The sequence below is a fragment of the Curtobacterium sp. MCLR17_058 genome (assembly GCF_003234705.2).
In the GTDB taxonomy this organism is placed as follows: domain Bacteria; phylum Actinomycetota; class Actinomycetes; order Actinomycetales; family Microbacteriaceae; genus Curtobacterium; species Curtobacterium flaccumfaciens.
This window is the reverse complement of sequence record NZ_CP126262.1, coordinates 2,555,255-2,575,201: the sequence shown is the minus strand read 5'-3', so window position 1 is coordinate 2,575,201 and position 19,947 is coordinate 2,555,255. Positions and strand designations below refer to the sequence as shown.

The 19,947-nt window shown below is 69.6% G+C and carries 20 protein-coding genes; 14 read left to right on the top strand and 6 right to left on the bottom strand.

Annotated features, from left to right (window positions below):
* The first annotated feature begins 66 nt into the window (after positions 1-66).
* From DEJ11_RS12125 to DEJ11_RS12090, 8 genes are all read left to right on the top strand, one after another.
* A complete protein-coding gene (locus tag DEJ11_RS12125) occupies positions 67-1,623 on the top strand; it encodes a PTS mannitol transporter subunit IIBC (protein ID WP_071406396.1) in 1,557 nt (518 codons plus the stop codon).
* A gap of 88 nt (positions 1,624-1,711) precedes the next feature.
* Positions 1,712-2,149: a PTS mannitol transporter subunit IIA gene (locus DEJ11_RS12120; RefSeq protein WP_071244331.1), complete on the top strand. Its 438-nt coding sequence runs from the start codon at positions 1,712-1,714 to the stop codon at positions 2,147-2,149.
* On the top strand, positions 2,146-3,303 hold the full coding sequence (locus tag DEJ11_RS12115; RefSeq protein ID WP_111031944.1) for a mannitol-1-phosphate 5-dehydrogenase: 1,158 nt from the start codon (positions 2,146-2,148) through the stop codon (positions 3,301-3,303). The genes DEJ11_RS12120 and DEJ11_RS12115 overlap by 4 nt, the downstream gene beginning before the upstream one ends.
* 113 nt (positions 3,304-3,416) lie before the next feature.
* Entirely contained in the window at positions 3,417-4,349 is a 933-nt protein-coding gene (locus DEJ11_RS12110; RefSeq protein WP_111103249.1) for an NADP-dependent oxidoreductase, read from the top strand.
* A gap of 102 nt (positions 4,350-4,451) precedes the next feature.
* A complete protein-coding gene (locus tag DEJ11_RS12105) occupies positions 4,452-4,988 on the top strand; it encodes a DUF805 domain-containing protein (RefSeq protein WP_111088148.1) in 537 nt (178 codons plus the stop codon).
* Between the two features lie 82 nt (positions 4,989-5,070).
* Entirely contained in the window at positions 5,071-5,640 is a 570-nt protein-coding gene (locus DEJ11_RS12100) for a DUF805 domain-containing protein (protein WP_111103250.1), read from the top strand.
* Positions 5,637-6,161 (top strand): DUF805 domain-containing protein, encoded by a 525-nt coding sequence (locus DEJ11_RS12095; RefSeq protein WP_111103251.1) that lies wholly within the window; start codon positions 5,637-5,639, stop codon positions 6,159-6,161. Before DEJ11_RS12100 ends, DEJ11_RS12095 begins: the two co-directional genes overlap by 4 nt.
* Positions 6,158-6,967, top strand: a complete 810-nt coding sequence (locus tag DEJ11_RS12090) for a DUF805 domain-containing protein (protein ID WP_111103252.1) — start codon at positions 6,158-6,160, stop codon at positions 6,965-6,967. The genes DEJ11_RS12095 and DEJ11_RS12090 overlap by 4 nt, the downstream gene beginning before the upstream one ends.
* A 69-nt stretch (positions 6,968-7,036) precedes the next feature.
* On the opposite strand, the gene DEJ11_RS12085 is transcribed toward DEJ11_RS12090, so the two are convergent.
* The 6 genes from DEJ11_RS12085 to DEJ11_RS12060 form a co-directional block, all read right to left on the bottom strand.
* Positions 7,037-7,678 (bottom strand): TNT domain-containing protein, encoded by a 642-nt coding sequence (locus DEJ11_RS12085; RefSeq protein ID WP_111103253.1) that lies wholly within the window; start codon positions 7,676-7,678, stop codon positions 7,037-7,039.
* Between the two features lie 51 nt (positions 7,679-7,729).
* The gene (locus DEJ11_RS12080) at positions 7,730-8,503 is read right to left on the bottom strand and encodes a succinate dehydrogenase iron-sulfur subunit (RefSeq protein ID WP_017888736.1); all 774 of its coding nucleotides are present in this window, start codon (positions 8,501-8,503) and stop codon (positions 7,730-7,732) included.
* A gap of 1 nt (position 8,504) precedes the next feature.
* The gene (gene sdhA / locus DEJ11_RS12075) at positions 8,505-10,298 is read right to left on the bottom strand and encodes a succinate dehydrogenase flavoprotein subunit (RefSeq protein WP_027466445.1); all 1,794 of its coding nucleotides are present in this window, start codon (positions 10,296-10,298) and stop codon (positions 8,505-8,507) included.
* Between the two features lie 49 nt (positions 10,299-10,347).
* Positions 10,348-10,794, bottom strand: a complete 447-nt coding sequence (gene sdhD, locus DEJ11_RS12070; RefSeq protein WP_027466446.1) for a succinate dehydrogenase, hydrophobic membrane anchor protein — start codon at positions 10,792-10,794, stop codon at positions 10,348-10,350.
* A gap of 11 nt (positions 10,795-10,805) precedes the next feature.
* Positions 10,806-11,255 carry a succinate dehydrogenase, cytochrome b556 subunit gene (gene sdhC / locus DEJ11_RS12065; protein ID WP_017888739.1) on the bottom strand — a complete coding sequence of 150 codons (450 nt, stop codon included), beginning with the start codon at positions 11,253-11,255 and terminating at the stop codon, positions 10,806-10,808.
* 78 nt (positions 11,256-11,333) lie between these two features.
* Positions 11,334-12,569 (bottom strand): glycosyltransferase family 4 protein, encoded by a 1,236-nt coding sequence (locus DEJ11_RS12060; RefSeq protein ID WP_231495703.1) that lies wholly within the window; start codon positions 12,567-12,569, stop codon positions 11,334-11,336.
* Between the two features lie 154 nt (positions 12,570-12,723).
* On the opposite strand from DEJ11_RS12060, the gene DEJ11_RS12055 reads away from it, so the two are divergent.
* From DEJ11_RS12055 to DEJ11_RS12030, 6 genes are all read left to right on the top strand, one after another.
* Positions 12,724-13,839 (top strand): mannose-1-phosphate guanylyltransferase, encoded by a 1,116-nt coding sequence (locus tag DEJ11_RS12055; RefSeq protein WP_027466449.1) that lies wholly within the window; start codon positions 12,724-12,726, stop codon positions 13,837-13,839.
* 198 nt (positions 13,840-14,037) lie between these two features.
* On the top strand, positions 14,038-15,102 hold the full coding sequence (locus tag DEJ11_RS12050; RefSeq protein WP_027466452.1) for a BMP family lipoprotein: 1,065 nt from the start codon (positions 14,038-14,040) through the stop codon (positions 15,100-15,102).
* Positions 15,103-15,267: 165 nt separating this feature from the next.
* Positions 15,268-16,788, top strand: a complete 1,521-nt coding sequence (locus DEJ11_RS12045) for an ABC transporter ATP-binding protein (protein ID WP_071406403.1) — start codon at positions 15,268-15,270, stop codon at positions 16,786-16,788.
* Complete coding sequence (locus DEJ11_RS12040; protein WP_181440807.1) at positions 16,785-18,152, top strand: ABC transporter permease; 1,368 nt, start codon at positions 16,785-16,787, stop codon at positions 18,150-18,152. Before DEJ11_RS12045 ends, DEJ11_RS12040 begins: the two co-directional genes overlap by 4 nt.
* A complete protein-coding gene (locus tag DEJ11_RS12035; RefSeq protein ID WP_084741425.1) occupies positions 18,149-19,441 on the top strand; it encodes an ABC transporter permease in 1,293 nt (430 codons plus the stop codon). The genes DEJ11_RS12040 and DEJ11_RS12035 overlap by 4 nt, the downstream gene beginning before the upstream one ends.
* Before the next feature lie 19 nt (positions 19,442-19,460).
* On the top strand, positions 19,461-19,943 hold the full coding sequence (locus DEJ11_RS12030; RefSeq protein ID WP_071406404.1) for a cytidine deaminase: 483 nt from the start codon (positions 19,461-19,463) through the stop codon (positions 19,941-19,943).
* Positions 19,944-19,947: the final 4 nt, after the last annotated feature.

The following is a 19,947-nucleotide window of genomic DNA, read 5'->3' as shown; positions in this document are numbered from 1 at the left end:
CACCACCCCCAGCACCACCCCTCCCAGCACCACGCAGCAGCTCCACCACACAGAAAGTCACCGCACATGACAACGTCGTCCGTTGCAGCGCCCGACGCACCCGCGAAGTCGCGGGGCGGCGCACGCGTCGCCGTTCAGAAGTTCGGCACGTTCCTCTCCGGCATGGTCATGCCCAACATCGCGATCTTCATCGCGTGGGGCATCATCACGGCCTTCTTCATCGAGACCGGGTGGACGCCCGTCGGCGTCCTCGGTGGGTTCGGTGAGACGGCCGGCGTCGCCAACCCCGGCCTCGTCGGCCCGATCCTGACCTACCTGATCCCGCTCGCGATCGCCATCCAGGGCGGCCGGATGATCTACGACACCCGCGGTGCCGTCGTCGGGTCGATCATGACCATGGGTGTGATCATCGGTGCCTCCGGCACCACGATGATCCTCGGCGCGATGATCTGTGGCCCGCTCGGTGCCTACCTGATCAAGCAGATCGACCGGATCTGGGACGGCAAGATCAAGCCCGGCTTCGAGATGCTCGTCAACAACTACGCAGCCGGGATCCTGGGCTTCGTCCTCGCGATGATCGGGTTCTTCTGGCTCGCGCCGCTGTTCAAGCTCATCGCCGAGGGCCTCGGCTCCGCGGTGGACTTCCTCGTGCAGCACTCGCTCCTGCCGCTCGCCAGCGTCATCATCGAGCCGGCGAAGGTGTTCTTCCTGAACAACGCCATCAACCACGGTGTGCTCGACCAGCTCGGTGCGGCGCAGGTCGCCGAGTCGGGCAAGTCGATCCTGTTCCTGCTCGAGGCGAACCCCGGCCCCGGCCTCGGTCTGCTGCTCGCCTTCACCTTCTTCGGTGTCGGCATCGCCCGCTCGACCGCTCCCGGCGCGATCATCATCCAGTTCTTCGGTGGCATCCACGAGATCTACTTCCCGTACGTGCTGCAGAAGCCGATCCTGTTCATCGCCGTCATCCTCGGTGGTGCCACGGGTGTCGCCACGAACGTCGCGTTCCAGTCCGGCCTCGTCGCCCCGGCGTCGCCCGGCTCGATCTTCGCGGTGCTCGGTGCCACGGAGCGCAACAGCTTCCTCGGCGTGATCCTGTCGGTCATCCTGTCCGCCGCGGTGTCGTTCGCGGTCTCGTCCTTCTTCCTCCTCGCCAGCCGCAAGCGCGACCTGGCGAACGGTGGCGGTGACATGAGCGCCGCCATGGCGAAGCTCCAGGCCAACAAGGGCCGCGACGTCAACTCGGCGACCGCCGGCCTGCTCGGCAACAACTCCCCGGCCAACGAGGAAGAGGCCGAGGCCTCCCTCGGCGGCGTCGGCTCGGCCAGCACGGCGACGGCGACGAAGGTCCAGAACCTGGTCTTCGCCTGCGACGCCGGCATGGGCTCGAGTGCGATGGGCGCCAGCGTCCTGCGCAACAAGATCAAGAAGGCGGGCATCGAAGGGGTCACGGTCTCCAACAAGGCGATCGCGAACCTGTCCGGTGACGAGGACCTGATCATCACGCAGGAAGAACTGACGGACCGCGCGAAGCAGAAGAACCCGAACGCGCAGCACGTGTCGGTCGGCAACTTCATGAACGCTCCGCAGTACGACCAGGTCGTCGAGCAGCTGAAGAACCAGTAACGCCACAACCAGTAACGAAGTGCAGTATCGGAGGGGACGGGGCTGACCCGTCCCCTCCATCTCGTCCTCAACACAAGGAGAACCCCCGATGCCCGTCCTGCAGGAGAGCCAGATCCGCATCCACACCGAGGACACCGCGCCGACCAAGTCGGAAGCGATGAAGGAGGCGGCCGAGATCCTCGAGGCTGCGGGCGCGGTCACGGCCGACTACTACCCGGCCATGCTCGAGCGTGAGAAGAGCGTGTCCACCTACATGGGCAACTTCCTCGCCATCCCGCACGGCACCAACGACGCGAAGGACGCCATCAAGTCGTCCGCCCTGTCGTTCATCCGCTACGCCAGCCCGATCGACTGGGACGGCAACCCCGTGCGCTTCGTCGTCGGCATCGCCGGCGTGAACAACGAGCACCTCGACATCCTGTCGAAGATCGCGATCGTGTTCTCCGACGAGGACGAGGTCCAGAAGCTCACCGACGCCGCCGACACCGCCGCGATCCTGTCGATCCTCGGCGAGGTCAACGAGTGAGCACCAGCACCGCCGTCCACTTCGGCGCCGGCAACATCGGCCGTGGCTTCGTCGGGCTCCTGCTCCACGAGGCCGGGTACGAGGTCGTCTTCGCCGACGTCGCCGCACCGCTCATCGACGCCCTGGCCGCAGCCGACTCGTACACCGTGCACGAGGTCGGGGCAGGCGCCCAGGACCACGAGGTCACGAACTTCCGCGCGCTGAACAGCGCACAGGACGAGGACGGCGTGGTCGCCGAGATCGCGAAGGCCGCGATCGTCACGTGTGCCGTCGGCCCGAACGTCCTGAAGTTCATCGCCCCGGTCATCGCCCGCGCGCTCGTCGCCCGCGACGCGGACGCCGCACCGATCGCCGTCATGGCGTGCGAGAACGCCCTCAACGCCACGGACCGCCTGCGCGAGTTCATCGTCGCCGCCCTGCCCGAGGACGGCCGCGACGCCGCCCTGGCCAAGGCCGTCTTCGCGAACACCGCCGTCGACCGCATCGTGCCCGCGCAGCCCGAGGGCGGCGGACTCGACGTGACCGTCGAGACCTACTTCGAGTGGGCCATCGACCGCACGCCGTTCGGCGGGAACGAGCCGGAGATCCCCGGCGCGCACTACGTCGACGGCCTCGCCGCGTCGATCGAGCGCAAGCTCTTCACGGTGAACACCGGGCACGCCACCGTCGCGTACCACGGCTTCGTCGCCGGGGCCGACAAGATCTCCGACGCCATCGCGATCCCCGCCGTGCGCTCCGAGCTCGAGTCCGTGCTCGCCGAGACGAGCGACCTGCTCATCCGCCGGCACGAGCTCGACCCCGAGGTGCACCGCGCGTACGTGCAGGCGATCATCGGCCGGTTCGAGAACCCGCACCTGCCCGACACGGTGACCCGCGTCGGCCGCCAGCCGCTCCGCAAGCTGTCGCGCGACGAGCGGTTCGTCTCGCCCGCCGCCGCACTGGCCGAGGACGGCACCGAGCCGACCGCGCTCCTCGACGCGATGGCCGCGGCGCTCCGCTTCGACGTCGCGGACGACGAGCAGAGCGTCGAACTGCAGGCGCTGTTGGCATCGGACGCGTCCGACGCGGACGTGGCCACGCAGATCACCGGTCTCGCCGCGGAGCACCCGCTCCACGCCGCGTTCACCGAGCGGATCCGGTCCGCGCGCGCCTGACGATGTCCGCAAGGGCGGCTTGACGACGTCCGCACGGACGGACGGGAGGCCCGTCACCAGCTGGTGACGGGCCTCCCGTCCGTTCCGGGGTCGCGACGCGTACCGTCGCCAGCATGACGAAGCACTGGGTGGCCCCACGGTTCGGCGGCAGCGAAGTCCTGGAGTACGTCGACACCGAGGTGCCGGCACCCGGCACCGGCGAGGTCACCATCACCGTCCGCGCCGCCGGCATGAACCCGGCCGACACCAAACACACCCGCCAGGGCGACCCCGCTGACCTGCCGATCGCCGTCGGGTACGAGGTCGCCGGCGTCCTGTCCGCCGTCGGCCCCGACACCGAGATCGCGTCCGGCGGGGGAGCGGTCGGCGACGAGGTCCTCGCGTTCCGCGTCATCGGCGGCTGGGCCGAGTCGGTCACGGTGCCTGCGGTCGACGTCTTCGCGAAGCCCGCTTCGCTCGGCTTCCCGGAGGCCGCCAACCTGCTCCTCGCCGGCTCGACCGCCGCCGACATGCTCCGTGTCACCCGCGCCGAGGGGCGCGACACCGTCCTGGTGCACGGGGCCTCGGGCGCGGTCGGCGTCAGCCTGCTCCAGCAGCTGCGGCTGCTCGGCACGCGCGTCATCGGCACCGCGTCGGAGCGTGGTGCGGACGTCGTGCGACGCTTCGGTGGCGAGTGGGTCGCGTACGGCGACGGCCTGGAGGCGCGTGTCCGTGATCTCGCACCCTCCGGCATCGACGTGGCACTGGACTGCGTCGGTACCGACGAGGCCGTCGACGTCTCGCTCGCGTTGGTCGCGGACCGGTCACGGATCGTGACGATCGCCGCGCAGGCGCGGGCCGCATCGGACGGCATCGCCGCGGTGGGCGGCGCGCAGCCGGCGAGCAAGGCCTTCCGTGACTCGGTGCGGCAGCGGCTCATCGATCTGGCTGGTGCCGGACAGCTCGAGGTACCGGTGGCGCGGACCTTCCCGCTGGCGGAGGCGAAGGCGGCGGCGGAGCTGCTGGAGTCCGGGCACCCCGGGGGCAAGCTCGCGCTCCTGCCCTGACAGCATCGTCGGACAGGAGTCGTTCCCGCGGATGACGCTCGCCGGCTCGGGGGAGTGCCACACTCTGTGTGGACCGACAGCCGCGCCGGAAGGAACCGACCGATGAGCGACCAGTACCCGCCCCGTGACCCGTACGGCCAGCAGCAGGGCCCGTACGGACAGCAACCGTGGGGGCAGCAGCCTCCGGGGCAGTACGGGCAGCCCGGTCCGGGTCGGCCGAGTGGTGGCAGATCCGAGCCGCCGCTCTGGGCGCCCTGGTACGGCATCCCCTTCCCCCAGGCATTCCTGCGGTTCTGGAAGAAGTACGTGCGCTTCGACGGTCGGGCCAGTCAGTCGGAGTACTGGTTCTGGGCGCTCTGGTACCTGATCGGTTCGGCGGCCGCGGGCATCATCGGCAGCGGGTTCGACGTGCTGCCGTTCGTCGACGACGGCTCGGACGGCCTCGGCAGCCTCTGGAGCCTGGCCTGCGCGCTCGGCTTCATCGCGTTGACCGTGCGACGGCTGCACGACGTCAACCTCAGTGGCCTGCTCGCCCTGTTGTTCATCATCCCGCCGATCGGCATCCTGTTCTCGTTGATCATCGGCCTGATGTCGTCGAACCCGCAGGGGCAGCAGTACGACCGTCCGCTGCAGGGGTGACGCGCGGTACCGGTTCTGACCGCCGCTCAGGAGTTCTGGTTGACTCGGACGCGAACATCAGCGAACACTCGAGGGGGACCACGTGAGCGACCAGTACCTGCAGGATCCGAACAACCAGCCGAACGCCCAGTTCGGCGGCGCACCGCAGTACGGCCAGCAGCAGCCGCCGACCGGACCGAACGGCGAACCGCCGCTCTGGGCACCGTGGTACGGGATCTCGTTCGGCAAGGCCGTCGGCCGCTTCTTCAAGAAGTACGCCACGTTCAGCGGTCGTGCCAGCCGGAGCGAGTTCTGGTGGTGGTACCTCGCCAACGCGATCGTCGGCATCGTCCTCGGCATCCTGTACGCCATCGGTTTCGCGACCTCCGAGCGCTCGACCGTGTCGATGTCGTCCTCGACGTCGGCCAGCGTCCAGTCCACCGTCACCGAGCCGTCCGCGCTCTTCGTCATCTCGGGCATCCTGTTCCTGCTCTGGGGACTCGCGATCATCATCCCGACGCTCGCCCTCGGCTGGCGCCGACTGCACGACGCGAACCTGACGGGCGCGCTGTGGATCATCGCGATCTTCGTCGGCATCGTCGGCATCGTCTTCGGCCTGCTGCCCTCGAACCCGCAGGGCGCGCGCTTCGACCGTCCGCAGGGCGCCCGATGACCGAGAGCACGCAGCAGTGGGCGCCCCCGCAGCAGCCCGGTCAGCAGACCGACGCCGCGGGGACGCCGCCGCGATGGGCACCGTGGTACGGGATCTCGTTCCCGAAGGCAGTTGCGCGCTTCTTCGCGAAGTACGCCACGTTCAGCGGCCGTGCGAGCCGGAGTGAGTTCTGGTGGTGGTTCCTGGCGAACACGGTCGTCACCGGGGCACTCGTGGCCATCGGGACGGTCATCCGCCTCGCCACGCTCAACAGCCGGACCGTCGACTACTACGGCAACGAGATCACCGTCGTCGACCCGGTCCCGCCGGTCTTCTGGGTCGTGCTCGTCCTGCTGGCGCTCTGGGGTCTCGCGACCCTGGTGCCGTCGCTCGCCCTCGGCTGGCGGCGCCTGCACGACGCGAACCTGTCCGGGGCGCTCTGGATCATCGCGCTGTTCGTCGGCGTCGTCGGCATCGTCTTCGGGTTGCTGCCGTCGAACTCGCAGGGCGCGCGGTACGACCTGCCCGGGGTCGGTCGATGAGCAACGACGGGACGCCGCAGTGGGGTCAGCCGGGTGGCGGTCAGCCTCAGGGGCAGCCGGGCTCCGGTGACCAGCCTGCTCACGGGCAGCCGGGCTCCGTCGGGCAGCCCGGGTACGGGCAGCAGTCGGGTTACGGGCAGCAGCCCGGCTACGGCGAGCAGCCTGGGTATGGGCAGCAGCCTGGGTACGGGCAGCAGCCTGGGTACGGGCAGCAGCCTGGGTACGGGCAGCAGTCTGGTTACGGGCAGCAGCCCGGCTACGGACAGCAGCCGTACCAGCAGTACGCCCAGCCGTACGTCGGTGGGTACCCGCAGCTGGCGGAGCCGATACCGGTCGGCCCGGACGGCGTTCCGCCGCTGTGGGCTCCCTGGTACGGCATCGGGTTCCTCGACGCGTTCCTCCGGTTCTTCAAGAAGTACGCCCGCTTCGATGGCCGTGCCGGTCGCAGTGAGTACTGGTACTGGTTCCTGGCCAACGCCATCGTCACGATCGTGCTCTACGGGGGCTTCATCGCCCTGCTGATCGCCACCAGCCCGACCACCACCGTCGTGGACGACTACGGGTACTCGCGCGACGTGTCGGGGGCGCCTTCGCCGTTCGCCTTCGTGCTGCTCGGGCTCTTCGGGCTGTGGTGGCTCGCCACCCTCGTGCCGAACCTGGCACTCGCGTGGCGCCGCCTCCACGACGCGAACCTGCCGGGCCCGCTCTGGCTCGTGTCGCTCATCGCGAGCCCCGCGGCCATCGTGTTCGGCTGCCTGCCGTCGAACCCGGCCGGTGCGCGGTACGACCGCCCCGACCTGCGGTAGTTCCACGAACGAGAACAGCCCGCCCCGCGCTTCGAGCGCGGGGCGGGCTGTTCTCGTGTCGGGGAGGGCTCAGACGACCCGGAGGCGGACGAGTGCGCCGTCGACCACCAAGTCACGCACGGTGGCCGACGGGTCGGCGATCTGGAAGCGCAGGGCGCCACCCGGCTGCTCGAACCACGGTTGGACGAAGCGGACGTTCACCAGGAACGGCCGGTCGACGACGTAGCGGTGGGTCTCCGGCGAGGAGGTCACGTGCGGGGGCAGCGACCGGCTGGGCAGCGGGGTGTCGAGCGGGTGCAGCAGGTAGCCGTCCGGGCCACCGATGCGGTCGACGGGGACACCGGCCGGGATCTGGATGGTCAGCCCCTGCTCGCCGGTCTGCGCGACCTGCTGCGCGAGCTGCGGGTAGGTCGACGCCGCACGGTCGCGGAGCCCCTCGAGCTCGTGGCGGGGGATGTCACGCGGTTCCGGGAACGGACGGTTCAGGAAGCGGCGCAGCATCTCGACCGCGTCGTCCTCACCCGTGGCCTGCGCGAGACGACGAGCCGTTCCGTAGTCGACGACCTCGAGCGCGTAGCCGGAGGCGTCGATCTGGACGATGCGGAGCGCCCCCTCGACCGGCGGTTCGTGCAGGGTCTCGCCGGGGAGCTGCACGTACCGGGTCGTGTAGCCGAGCTGGTCGAGGATGGGGCGGGTGTCCGCGAACGTCATGGTCGGGAGCCTATCGGTCGACGTGGTGCTGGGCCTTGGACGGAGCCGGGACTACGCCCGGCCGCGCATGATCGCCTGCTTGACCTCGGAGATCGCCTTCGTCACCTGGATGCCGCGGGGGCACGCGTCGGTGCAGTTGAAGGTCGTGCGGCAGCGCCAGACGCCTTCCTTGTCGTTGAGGATGTCGAGACGGACGTTCGCGGCGTCGTCGCGGGAGTCGAAGATGAACCGGTGTGCGTTGACGATCGCCGCGGGGCCGAAGTACTGCCCGTCGGTCCAGAACACCGGGCAGGACGACGTGCACGCGGCGCAGAGGATGCACTTCGTGGTGTCGTCGAAGCGGGCGCGGTCGGCGACGGACTGCACGCGCTCCTTGCCGGGCGTCGGGGCCGACGAGGACTGCAGGAACGGCTGCACCTCGCGGTAGCTCTGGAAGAAGGGCTCCATGTCGACGACGAGGTCCTTCTCGAGCGGCAGGCCCTTGATCGCCTCGACGTAGATCGGCTTCGAGACGTCGAGGTCCTTGATCAGGGTCTTGCACGCCAGGCGGTTCCGACCGTTGATGCGCATCGCGTCGGACCCGCAGACGCCGTGTGCGCACGAGCGGCGGAAGGTCAGGGACCCGTCCTGCTCCCACTTGATCTTGTGCAGGGCGTCGAGGATGCGGTCGGTCGGCAGCATCATGACGTCGAAGTCCTGCCAGCGCGGCTCGTCGTCGACGTCGGGGTCGAAGCGACGGACGATGACCGTGACGGAGAAGGATCCGGGAGGGGCGTCCTGCACGGTGTCGGTGCGGGGTGCTTCGGAGACCAGGGTGTCGGTCATCTCAGTACTTCCTCTCCATCGGCTGGTACCGCGTGATGACGACGGGCTTCCAGTCGAGCGTGATGTGGTCGTCGGCGAGTGACGAGTGCGGGTCGCCCGTCAGGTACGCCATGGTGTGCTGCATGTAGTTCTCGTCATCGCGCTTCGGGTAGTCGTCGCGCATGTGGCCGCCGCGGCTCTCCTTGCGGTTGCGCGCGGAGTAGACGACGACCTCGGCCAGGTCGAGCAGGAACCCGAGCTCGACGGCCTCGAGCAGGTCGGTGTTGAACCGCTTGCCCTTGTCCTGCACGGAGACCTGCATGAAGCGGTTGCGGAGCGTGTGCAGCGTCTCGGTGACGCGGGCGAGCGACTCGTCCGTGCGGAACACCTGGGCGTTCTTGTCCATCTCCTCCTGCAGTTCCTTGCGGAGGGCGGAGACGCGCTCGGTGCCGGTCGAGGCACGGAGCTGGTCGAGCATGCCGCGGACGCCGGCCGCCGGGTCTTCCGGCAGGGGGAGGAACTCGGCGGTCTGGACCCACTCGGCGGCGTTGTTGCCCGAGCGCTTGCCGAAGACGTTGATGTCGAGCAGCGAGTTGGTGCCGAGTCGGTTGGAGCCGTGCACGGAGACGCAGGCGCACTCGCCGGCGGCGTACAGGCCGGGGACGACGGTGGTGTTGTCGTACAGGACCTCGGCCTTGACGTTCGTCGGGATCCCGCCCATCGCGTAGTGCGCGGTCGGCATGACGGGCACCGGCTCGACGACCGGGTCGACGCCGAGGTACGTGCGGGCGAACTCGGTGATGTCCGGCAGCTTCGTCTCGAGGACCTCGGCCCCCAGGTGCGTGCAGTCGAGCAGCACGTAGTCCTTGTTCGGTCCGGCACCCCGGCCCTCGGCCACTTCCTGCACCATGCAGCGCGCGACGATGTCACGCGGTGCGAGGTCCTTGATGGTGGGGGCGTACCGCTCCATGAAGCGCTCACCCGAGGCGTTCCGGAGGATCGCGCCCTCGCCGCGGGCACCCTCGGTCAGCAGGATGCCGAGCCCGGCGAGCCCGGTCGGGTGGAACTGGAAGAACTCCATGTCCTCGAGCGGCAGGCCCTTGCGCCACACGATGCCGACGCCGTCGCCGGTCAGGGTGTGCGCGTTCGAGGTGGTCTTGTACATCTTGCCGAAGCCGCCGGTCGCGAAGATCATCGCCTTGGCGTGGAAGACGTGCAGCTCACCGGTCGCGAGCTCGAACGCGACGACGCCGGCCGGCTGCTGGCGGGTGACACCATCGTCACCGACGACGTCGACCATGATGAGGTCGAGCGCGTAGAACTCGTTGTAGAACTCGACGCCGAGCTTCACGCAGTTCTGGAACAGCGTCTGCAGGATCATGTGCCCGGTGCGGTCTGCTGCGTAGCAGGCCCGGCGGACCGGGGACTTGCCGTGGTCGCGGGTGTGCCCACCGAAACGACGCTGGTCGATCTTGCCCTCGGGCGTGCGGTTGAACGGCAGGCCCATGTTCTCGAGGTCGATGACGGCGTCGATCGCCTCTTTCGCCAGGATCTCGGCGGCGTCCTGGTCGACCAGGTAGTCGCCGCCCTTGATCGTGTCGAAGGTGTGCCACTCCCACGAGTCCTCTTCGACGTTCGCGAGGGCCGCGGCCATCCCGCCCTGCGCCGCACCGGTGTGCGACCGGGTGGGGTAGAGCTTCGAGATGACGGCCGTCTTCGCCTTCGGGCCGGCTTCGATCGCGGCTCGCATACCCGCGCCTCCGGCGCCGATGATGACGATGTCGAACTGGTGGTGGTGGACGGTGGTCTCGGTCACAGGGGTCTTTCCGTAGACGGTGGGAACGCGGGCAGCAACGGTGGTGGTGCTACTGCGCCGGGCAGAAGGACGGCAGGTCGGCGGCAGCGGCGCCGGCGGGGCACGGGTCGAAGGTCCAGCAGACGAGGAGCCCGAGGACGATCAGCACGACGCAGGCGGCCAGGATCGCGACGAGGAGCGTCTTGCGGATGCCCGGCTTCGACACGTAGTCGTTGACGATCGTGCGCATGCCGTTCGAGCCGTGGATGAGCGCGAGGACCAGCATGAGCGAGTCCCAGACCTGCCAGAAGGGGTTGGCCCACTTGCCGGCGACGAAGGCGAAGTCGATCTGCTTGACGCCCTCGCCGGCCACCATGTTGACGAAGAGGTGGCCGAAGATCAGCACGACGAGCAGCACGCCCGAGGCGCGCATGTAGATCCAGCCCCACTTCTCCCAGTTGGTGGTGCTGCGGGCGGCCGCGGCCGAGCGGGGAGGTTCGACGATCTGCGTGGTCATCTTCGAGCCCCTCAGTTGAAGTCCGCGACGAGGTTCATGAGCTGGCGGGGCAGGAAGCCCGCGATCGCCACCGCCCACAGGACCATGACGATCCAGAACATGGCCCGCTGGTACTTCGGGCCCTTCGACCAGAAGTCGATCAGGATGATCCGCAGGCCGTTGAAGGCGTGGAACACGATGGCCATGACGAGCGCGATCTCGCCGAGGTTCATGATCGGGGTCTTGTACGTGCCGATGACCGCGTTGTACGCCTCTGGGGAGAGCCGCACGAGCGCCGTGTCGAGGATGTGCACGAGCAGGAAGAAGTAGATCGCGACGCCGGTGATGCGGTGGAGGACCCACGACCACATCCCGATCGATCCGCGGTAGAGCGTGCCCTGTGGCGTCCGAGAAGCCCGCGGGGCTTCGATCGAGACGTCGGGCACCGCGGTCGCCGTACCCCCGCCGGTGTGCTCAGCCATGAGCTCGTCCTTCCATAGGACGGGCTCGCCCGATCGGCGAGCCCTTGCCGTTCGTGTTCGTGTGGAACACGACCCATCCTATGCGCGGGCGCTGACCTTCTCGTCCCGACCTGCCCGGAGGCCCCGTCCGACGGGCGGCGCGCCGATGGTGCGGGCCGTGTCGTGGTGGTCGAGGAGCTGGTCGCCGACGGCCTCCCAGGTCGTGCCCTCGACCCGGAGCCGACCGGCGGAACCCATCCGCTCCGCCAGCGCGCGGTCGTGGTGCAGCCGCAGGACCGCGTGCCGCAGGGCCTGCGGGGCATCGGCGTCGTAGAGCTCGCCGTCGAGCCCCGGGGCGACCAGGTCGAGCGGGCCGCCGGACGCCGGTGCGATCACGGGCAGGCCGGAGGCGTGGGCCTCCTGCAGGGTCTGCCCGAAGGTCTCGGCCGGACCGGTGTGCACGAACAGGTCGAGCGCCGCGTACGCGTCGGCGAGTGCGTCGCCGCGCAGGGGGCCGGTGAAGGTGACGTCGAGGTGCCGGAGCCGCCGTTCGAGCATCGCCCGCGACGGACCCCCTCCGGCCACGACGACCCGGATGCCGGGGACGCCGCCGAGTTCGGCGAGCCGCTCGACCTCCTTCTCCGGGGCCAGGCGTCCGACGTACCCGACGATGGTCTCGCCGTTCGGGGCCAGGCGGCGTCGGAGTGCCCGCACGTGCCCGGTCGACCGGCGTGCGGGGTGGAACAGCTCGGTGTCGACGCCGCGACCCCAGCGGGCGACGCGGGGCACGCCCTCCTCGGCGAGCATCGCGGCCGTCGCGCTCGACGGGGCGAGCGTCAGCGAGGCGCCGGCGTGGATGCGTCCGAGGATCTTCCGGACCAACGGGACGGTCGCGGTCAGGCCGTTGCGGCGGGCGAACCCGGCCACGTCGGTCTGGAAGACGGCGACGGAGGGGATGCCGAGCCTCCCGGCTGCCGTGATCGCGCGCCCACCCAGCAGGAACGGACTGGCGGCGTGGAGCACGTCGGCGCCGGAGGCGGCGAGGATCGTGTCGAGCACCGGGTGGGGGAGTGCCACCGGGAACTGGCGGTAGGCGACGGCGGGGATGCGGTGGACGTCGAAGGAGCGGTAGCGCTCGACGGCGCTGCGCGACCGGAACTGCGCCAGGCCGGGGGTGTCCGGGGCGATCACGACCGCGCGGTGACCCCGTCGTTCCAGGTGGTCGAGGACCGCCAGGACACTGGTGGTCACGCCGTTGAGGGTGGGCAGGAAGCTCTCGGTCACGACGGCGACGGTCCGGGGGGACGTGCCGCGCTCCACGCTGCGTGCGCTCATGGTGTTGCCCATGCTCCGGGCGTGACGTGACCCGGCGGGGCCGACGACGTGAACGGGACGCGCGCGCCGGGTGAACAACGCTGCGGGAGCCCGCATGCGGGAATCGTGCGGAGACCACCCAGGATCCGCCCGGTGGGACCGGTACGGTGAGCGCGTGGCTGACGCTCTCGAAGACTTCTACGCGATCATCCCCGCAGGGGGCATCGGATCGCGCCTGTGGCCGTTGTCGCGCGCGGACGCACCCAAGTTCCTGCACGACCTGACGGGATCCGGCACCTCGCTGCTGCGGCAGACCTGGGACCGCCTGGCGCCGCTCGCCGGCGACCAGCGGATCATGGTCGTCACCGGCCGTGCGCACCGGGTCGCGGTGGAGTCGCAGCTGCCCGGCGTCGAGGACCACAACGTGGTGCTCGAGAGCGAACCGAAGGACTCCACGGCGGCCATCGGCCTGGCCGCGGCGATCCTGGTGCGCCGCGAGCCCGACGTCGTCATCGGCTCGTTCGCCGCCGACCACGTCATCGGTGACGCCCGCGGCTTCCGTCGTTCGGTGCGCGAAGCCGTCGCCGTCGCCCGCGCCGGCTACGTCACCACCATCGGCATCACCCCGACGGAACCCGCGATCGGCTTCGGCTACATCAACGCCGACACCGCCGGGCTCGACATCGAGGGTGCCCCGACCGCACACGCGGTGAAGTCGTTCGTCGAGAAGCCGGACCTCGACACCGCCCGCTCGTACGTCGAGCAGGGCAACTACCTCTGGAACGCCGGCATGTTCATCGCGCGCGCCGACGTGCTGCTCGCCGAGATCGGCCGGACGAAGCCCGAGCTGCTGGCGGGCATCAACGAACTCGCCGACGCGTGGGACACCTCGGCCCGCGGCGCCGTCGTCGACGCCGTCTGGCCGATGCTCGAGAAGATCGCGATCGACTACACGGTCGCCGAGCCCGCCGCCGCTGCCGGACGCATGGCGGTCGTCCCCGGTGACTTCGACTGGGACGACGTGGGCGACTTCGCCTCCCTCGCCAAGCTGCAGTCCGGCGGCCGGCCGAACAACCTCGCCGTGCTCGGGGACGGCGCCCGCATCCTGGCGGACTCGTCGAGCGGCATCGTGATCTCGCACAGCCAGCGGCTCATCTCGCTCATCGGCGTCGAGGACATCGTCGTCGTGGACACCCCGGACGCGCTGCTCGTCACCACGAGCGCGAACGCACAGCGGGTGAAGGGCGTCGTGGATGCCCTGAAGATCAGCGGCCGCGGCGACGTCCTGTAGCGCTCCATCGACAAACCCCTCGAACTGGGGGTGAGTGAGTGGCCCCGCGTTACGGGCGCGTTTCGGCGGGGTCGCGATCCCGTAACCGATCCGCAGGACCCCCGCAACGGGTCCTGTACCGGCCCGACGGTCGTGTACTGTCGCCACGATCGCCCGGAACGCACGTGGTCCGGGCACGCTCCCCGGAGGAACCAACCCGTGACATCTCGTACCCGACAGGTCGTCCTCAGCGGCCTCGCGCTCGCCGGCACCGTCGCCGTCCTGGCCGGCTGCGCCTCGGCGCCGTCCACCACCGACTCGGCGAAGAAGACCGACTTCCGCCCCTGCATGGTCTCCGACGCCGGTGGGTTCGACGACAAGTCGTTCAACCAGCTCGGCTACGAGGGCATGAAGGACGCCGCCAAGGACCTCGGTGCCACCTACAAGGAGGCCGAGTCGAAGGACGCCACCGTCTACGACTCGAACATCGAGCAGCTCATCGGCCAGAACTGCAACCTCGTCGTGACCGTCGGCTTCAACCTGGCCGACGCCACGAAGAAGCAGGCCGCTGCGAACCCCGACACCGACTTCGCGATCATCGACGACAACTCGATCGACGCGAAGAACGTCAAGCCGATCACGTTCGACACCTCGCAGGCGGCGTTCCTCGCCGGCTACGCCGCGGCGTCCTACTCGAAGACCGGCGTCGTCGGCACCTTCGGCGGCATGCAGATCCCGACCGTCACCATCTTCATGGACGGCTTCGCGGACGGCGTGAAGTACTACAACGAGCAGAAGGACAAGGACGTCAAGGTCGTCGGCTGGAACGTCGACACCGGCAAGGGCTCCTTCACCGGTGGCTTCGAGGCCGGCACGCAGGCCAAGTCGGTCGCGCAGACGCTCCTCGACCAGGACGCCGACGTGATCCTGCCCGTCGGCGGCCCGATCTACCAGTCCGCTGCCGAGGCCATCAAGGACGCCGACAACGGCTCCGTCCTGATCGGTGCGGACAGCGACCTCTACGAGGCCGACCCCCGCTACAAGGACATCGCCTTCACCTCGGTCGAGAAGGGCATGCGCCCGGCCGTGAAGGACGTCGTCGAGCAGGCGGCTGACGACAAGTTCTCGAAGGACCCGTACGTGGGCACCCTCGAGAACGACGGCGTCGGCATCGCGCCGTTCCACGACTTCGAGTCCAAGGTCGACAAGGGCCTGCAGGGCGAGCTCGACGACGTGAAGGCCGGCATCATCGACGGCTCGATCAAGGTCAAGACCCAGTCCTGACCCGATGAACGCGGGCGGGGGAGCATCCCTCGCCCGCGTTCTCGTGCGCCCAGGGGTGCACACCACATCGTGCGCCGGTGGCGCACACCACATCGTGCATCCGCGGGGTGCACGCGACACCGTGCGCCCGCGTGGCGCGCGCGAGACAGAAATAGACTCCCGAACATGAAGCTCGAACTCCGCGGCATCACCAAGCGGTTCGGCGCCCTGGTCGCCAACGACCACATCTCGCTCACCGTCGAGCCGGGTGAGGTCCACTGCCTCCTGGGTGAGAACGGCGCCGGCAAGTCCACCCTGATGAACGTCCTGTACGGCCTGTACGACGCCGACGAGGGCGAGATCCTGCTCGACGACGTGGTCCAGGACTTCGACGGCCCCGGTGACGCCATGCGCGCCGGTATCGGCATGGTGCACCAGCACTTCATGCTCGTGCCCGTGTTCACCGTCGCCGAGAACGTCATGCTGGGGCAGGAGCAGACCACCTTCGGCGGGCGGCTCGACCTGGCCGGTGCCCGCAAGCGCGTGCAGGAGATCTCCGATCGCTTCGGGTTCGACGTCGACCCCGACGCCAAGGTCGAGGACCTGCCCGTCGGTGTGCAGCAGCGCGTCGAGATCATCAAGGCGCTGTCCCGCGACGCCTCCGTGCTGGTGTTCGACGAGCCGACGGCCGTCCTCACCCCGCAGGAGACCGACGAGCTGATGGGCATCATGCGCCAGCTCCGCGAAGCCGGCACCGCGATCGTCTTCATCACCCACAAGCTCCGCGAGGTGCGCGAGGTCGCCGACCGCATCACGGTCATCCGCCTCGGCAAGGTCGTCGGCGAGGCATCGCCGACCGCCACGAACAACGAGCTGGCCGCGCTGATGGTCGGCCGTGCCGTCTCGCTCGTGGTCGACAAGGCTCCTGCGACCGGTGGCGCCGACGCCCTGGTCGTCGAGAACCTGACCGTGACCGACCCGTCCGGCATCGTGCTCGTCGACGACGTCTCCTTCACGGTGCGCCGCGGCGAGGTCCTGGCGATCGCCGGGGTGCAGGGCAACGGGCAGACCGAGCTCACCGAGGCGATCATCGGCCTCGAGCCCGCCCACGCCGGCCGCATCACCCTCGACGGCAAGGAACTCACCGGCCGGAGCGTCAAGCAGGTGCTCGACGCCGGCGTCGGCTTCGTCCCCGAGGACCGCAAGGAGGACGGCCTGGTCGGCGAGTTCACGATCGCCGAGAACCTGATGCTCGACCGGGCCGACCACGCCGAGTTCGTCCGCGCCGGCACGATCCGCTCGGCCGAGCGCGACGCCTTCGCCGACGAGAAGATCGCCGAGTTCGACATCCGGACGCCGGGTCGCACCACCGCGGCCGGTCGGCTGTCCGGTGGCAACCAGCAGAAGATCGTCCTGGCGCGCGAACTGAGCCGCGAGCTGCGGCTGTTCGTCGCCGCGCAGCCCACCCGCGGCATCGACGTCGGCTCCATCGAGTTCGTCCACAAGCGCATCGTCGCAACCCGCGACACCGGTGTGCCGGTCATCGTCGTCTCCACCGAGCTCGACGAGGTCGTGGCCCTGGCCGACCGGATCGCCGTGATGTACCGCGGCGGCATCGTCGGCATCGTCCCCGCGACCACCCCCCGTGACGTCCTCGGCCTCATGATGGCCGGGGAGATCCCTGAAGGAACGGAGCTGGCCGCGTGACCGCGCAGGAACCAGACAACACGCAGCAGCCGACCCCGGCTGCGCACGGCACCGCGGACGCCCCGCTCACCGACGACCGTCTGCAGGAGGTCGAGTCGACCCCGCACCTGATGACGGACTCGGCGGAGGACACCGAGCGCCGCAACGGCGCCGGTGGTGACCGCTGGCAGGCCGCCCTGCAGGGGATCCTGAACGGCTCCGTGCTCGTCACGGTGCTTGCCGTCGTCCTCGCGCTGGTCGCGTGCGGCATCCTCATCGCGGTGACGGACGAGAACGTCCGTGCCACCGCCGGGTACTTCTTCGCCCGCCCCACCGACATGCTCCAGGCGATCGGCACCGCGGTCGGCGGCGCCTACGCCTCGCTGTTCCAAGGGTCGGTGTTCAACTTCGGTGCGGACTCCTTCCAGCAGGCGATCGGGCCGCTCACGCGCTCCGTCGACTACTCGGTGCCGCTCATCGCCGCCGGGCTCGGGATCGCGCTGTCGTTCCGCGCCGGACTGTTCAACATCGGCGGCCAGGGCCAGATCCTGATGGGGGCCGCGGCCGCCGGATGGGTCGGGTTCTCGTTCGACGGTCCCGCCGCGGTCCACATCCCGCTCACGATCATCGCCGGCATCGTCGGCGGCGCGGTCTGGGGCGGCATCGTCGGGGTGCTCAAGGCCCGGACGGGTGCGAACGAGGTGGTCGTCACGATCATGCTCAACTACGTCGCGCTCTACCTGGTCAGCTACCTGCTCCGCACCCCGGGCCTGCTGCAGGCCCCGGGCAGCAGCAACCCGATCTCGCCCGCCACGAAGGACAGCGCGCTCCTGCCGCAGCTCTTCGGTGTGCGGTACGGCGTGGACCTCGGGTTCATCGTCGCGATCATCGCGGTCGTCGTCGTCTGGTGGCTCGTCAACAAGTCGTCGCTCGGCTTCCGGTTCCGCACCATCGGTGAGAACCCCCGTGCCGCCCGCGTGGCCGGCATGAGCGTCCCGTCGCTGACCATCTGGGTCATGGTCATCTCCGGTGCCCTGGTCGGCATCGCCGGCGCCTACCAGGTGCAGGGTGCCGTCACCACGGGCTTCACCTCGGGCATCGACGCCGGCATCGGCTTCGACGCCATCACCGTGGCACTGCTCGGCCGCTCCAAGCCGTGGGGCGTGTTCTGGGCGGCGATCCTGTTCGGCGTCCTGAAGAACGGTGGCTACGCCATGCAGGCCGCCAACGGCATCCCGATCGACATCGTCGGCGTCATCCAGGCCCTCATCGTCCTCTTCATCGCGGCGCCGCCGCTCGTCCGCGCGATCTTCCGGATCCCGCAGCCGGGTGCACGCAAGCGCACGAAGACGAGCAAGAACAGCAAGAAGGCGGTCGCCGCATGAGCACCCTCAGCCCCACCGCGGCCGCGCCGCGCATGCCCCTGGACGACCGCCCGGTCGAGACGACCCGCAGCTGGAAGCTCCCGATCGGGTACGGCGTGTTCACGCTGCTCGCGCTCGTGCTGTTCGGCTTCGGACACCGCCCCGGAACGGCGACGCTCCGCCTGGCGTCGAAGGGCGACTTCTTCGCGCTGCCGAACCTCCCGCTGCCGGCGACGGCCACCGGGATCGTCGTCACCGTGCTGCTCGCGCTCGCCACGGTGTACGCGATCGTCGAGACCCGTGCCTCGCGTCGTGTGCCGCTCTGGGTGACCTCGGTGTTCGCGATCGTCTTCGTGGTCGGCTTCCTCGCGTGGGCGGTCGCCGGCGACTCGATCACCATCCCCGGCATGCTCTTCGGTGCGCTCGGCCTCGCGGTCCCGCTCGTGTTCGGTGCCCTCGGCGGCGTCATCTCGGAGCGGGTCGGTGTGGTGAACATCGCGATCGAGGGCCAGTTCCTCGCCGGTGCGTTCACCTCGGCGCTCATCGCCTCGCTCACCGGGTCGCCCTGGGTCGGTCTCGTCGGTGCCCTCGTCGCGGGTGTGCTCGTGTCGTTCGTCCTCGCGGCGTTCAGCATCAAGTACCTGGTCGACCAGGTCATCGTCGGTGTCGTCATCAACGCCTTCATCTCGGGCCTGACCGGCTTCCTGTACTCGCAGGTGCTGTCCCCGAACCAGCAGACGCTCAACATCGGCATCCGGTTCCCGAAGTTCGAGGTCCCGGTGCTCCACCAGATCCCGATCATCGGACCGATCTTCTTCGAGCAGTCGGTCGTCGTCTACCTGGCCTACGTCGCCGTCGCGGTCGTCACCTTCGGCCTGTTCAAGACCCGTTGGGGTCTGCGACTCCGCGCCGTCGGCGAGCACCCGCAGGCCGCCGACACGGTGGGCATCAACGTCACGAGCACCCGGTTCTGGAACGTCTCGCTCGCCGGTGCGATCGCGGGCCTCGGCGGGGCGTACTTCACGCTCGACGCCACCGGCGGGTTCACGAAGGACATGACCGCGGGCGCGGGCTACATCGCCCTGGCCGCCGTGATCTTCGGCCGCTGGGACCCGATCAAGGCCACGCTCGCCGCCCTGCTGTTCGGCTTCGCGTCGAACCTGCAGAACACGCTCAGCGCGGTCGGCTCGCCCGTACCGAGCGAGTTCCTGCTGATGCTGCCGTACGTGGTCACGATCTTCGCCGTGGCCGGCCTGGTCGGGCAGTCGCGCGGCCCCGCCGCGTCCGGCAAGCCCTACATCAAGAGCTGACGGCCTGGAGGCACGACACATGACCGACGCACACGCTGCAGGTGACCAGGCGGTCACCGCCACCGACCCGACGGACGCCGCCACGGGCCTCCCGGTCGACGACGTGGACTGGGGCGTCCTGCGGGACGCCGCCACGGCCGCGATGCGGCGCGCCTACGCGCCGTACTCGTCGTTCCCGGTGGGCGCCGCGGCGCTCACCGACGACGGCCGGATCGTCTCCGGCTGCAACATCGAGAACGCGAGCTACGGGGTGACGCTCTGCGCGGAGTGCTCCCTCGTGTCGCAGCTGCACATGACCGGCGGCGGCAAGCTCGTCGCGTTCACGTGCGTCGACGGCGACGGGGCGACCCTGATGCCGTGCGGCCGCTGCCGCCAGCTGCTGTTCGAGCACTCGACCGAGGGCATGCTCCTCGAGACGCTCTCCGGCATCCGCACCATCGACGAGGTCCTGCCGGACGCCTTCGGGCCGCGGACCCTCGCCACCTACCAGCAGGAGCACTGATCCG

Coding starts and splice junctions, on each gene's coding strand:
- sdhD (WP_027466446.1), bottom strand. CDS start 10,794: ATGACCACGCAGATCGTCGAACCTCCCCGCTCGGCCGCGGCCGCCCGC.
- DEJ11_RS12030 (WP_071406404.1), top strand. CDS start 19,461: ATGACCGACGCACACGCTGCAGGTGACCAGGCGGTCACCGCCACCGAC.
- DEJ11_RS12035 (WP_084741425.1), top strand. CDS start 18,149: ATGAGCACCCTCAGCCCCACCGCGGCCGCGCCGCGCATGCCCCTGGAC.
- DEJ11_RS12120 (WP_071244331.1), top strand. CDS start 1,712: ATGCCCGTCCTGCAGGAGAGCCAGATCCGCATCCACACCGAGGACACC.
- DEJ11_RS12060 (WP_231495703.1), bottom strand. CDS start 12,569: ATGAGCGCACGCAGCGTGGAGCGCGGCACGTCCCCCCGGACCGTCGCC.
- DEJ11_RS12085 (WP_111103253.1), bottom strand. CDS start 7,678: ATGACGTTCGCGGACACCCGCCCCATCCTCGACCAGCTCGGCTACACG.
- DEJ11_RS12045 (WP_071406403.1), top strand. CDS start 15,268: ATGAAGCTCGAACTCCGCGGCATCACCAAGCGGTTCGGCGCCCTGGTC.
- DEJ11_RS12125 (WP_071406396.1), top strand. CDS start 67: ATGACAACGTCGTCCGTTGCAGCGCCCGACGCACCCGCGAAGTCGCGG.
- DEJ11_RS12090 (WP_111103252.1), top strand. CDS start 6,158: ATGAGCAACGACGGGACGCCGCAGTGGGGTCAGCCGGGTGGCGGTCAG.
- DEJ11_RS12105 (WP_111088148.1), top strand. CDS start 4,452: ATGAGCGACCAGTACCCGCCCCGTGACCCGTACGGCCAGCAGCAGGGC.
- sdhC (WP_017888739.1), bottom strand. CDS start 11,255: ATGGCTGAGCACACCGGCGGGGGTACGGCGACCGCGGTGCCCGACGTC.
- DEJ11_RS12080 (WP_017888736.1), bottom strand. CDS start 8,503: ATGACCGACACCCTGGTCTCCGAAGCACCCCGCACCGACACCGTGCAG.
- DEJ11_RS12095 (WP_111103251.1), top strand. CDS start 5,637: ATGACCGAGAGCACGCAGCAGTGGGCGCCCCCGCAGCAGCCCGGTCAG.
- DEJ11_RS12110 (WP_111103249.1), top strand. CDS start 3,417: ATGACGAAGCACTGGGTGGCCCCACGGTTCGGCGGCAGCGAAGTCCTG.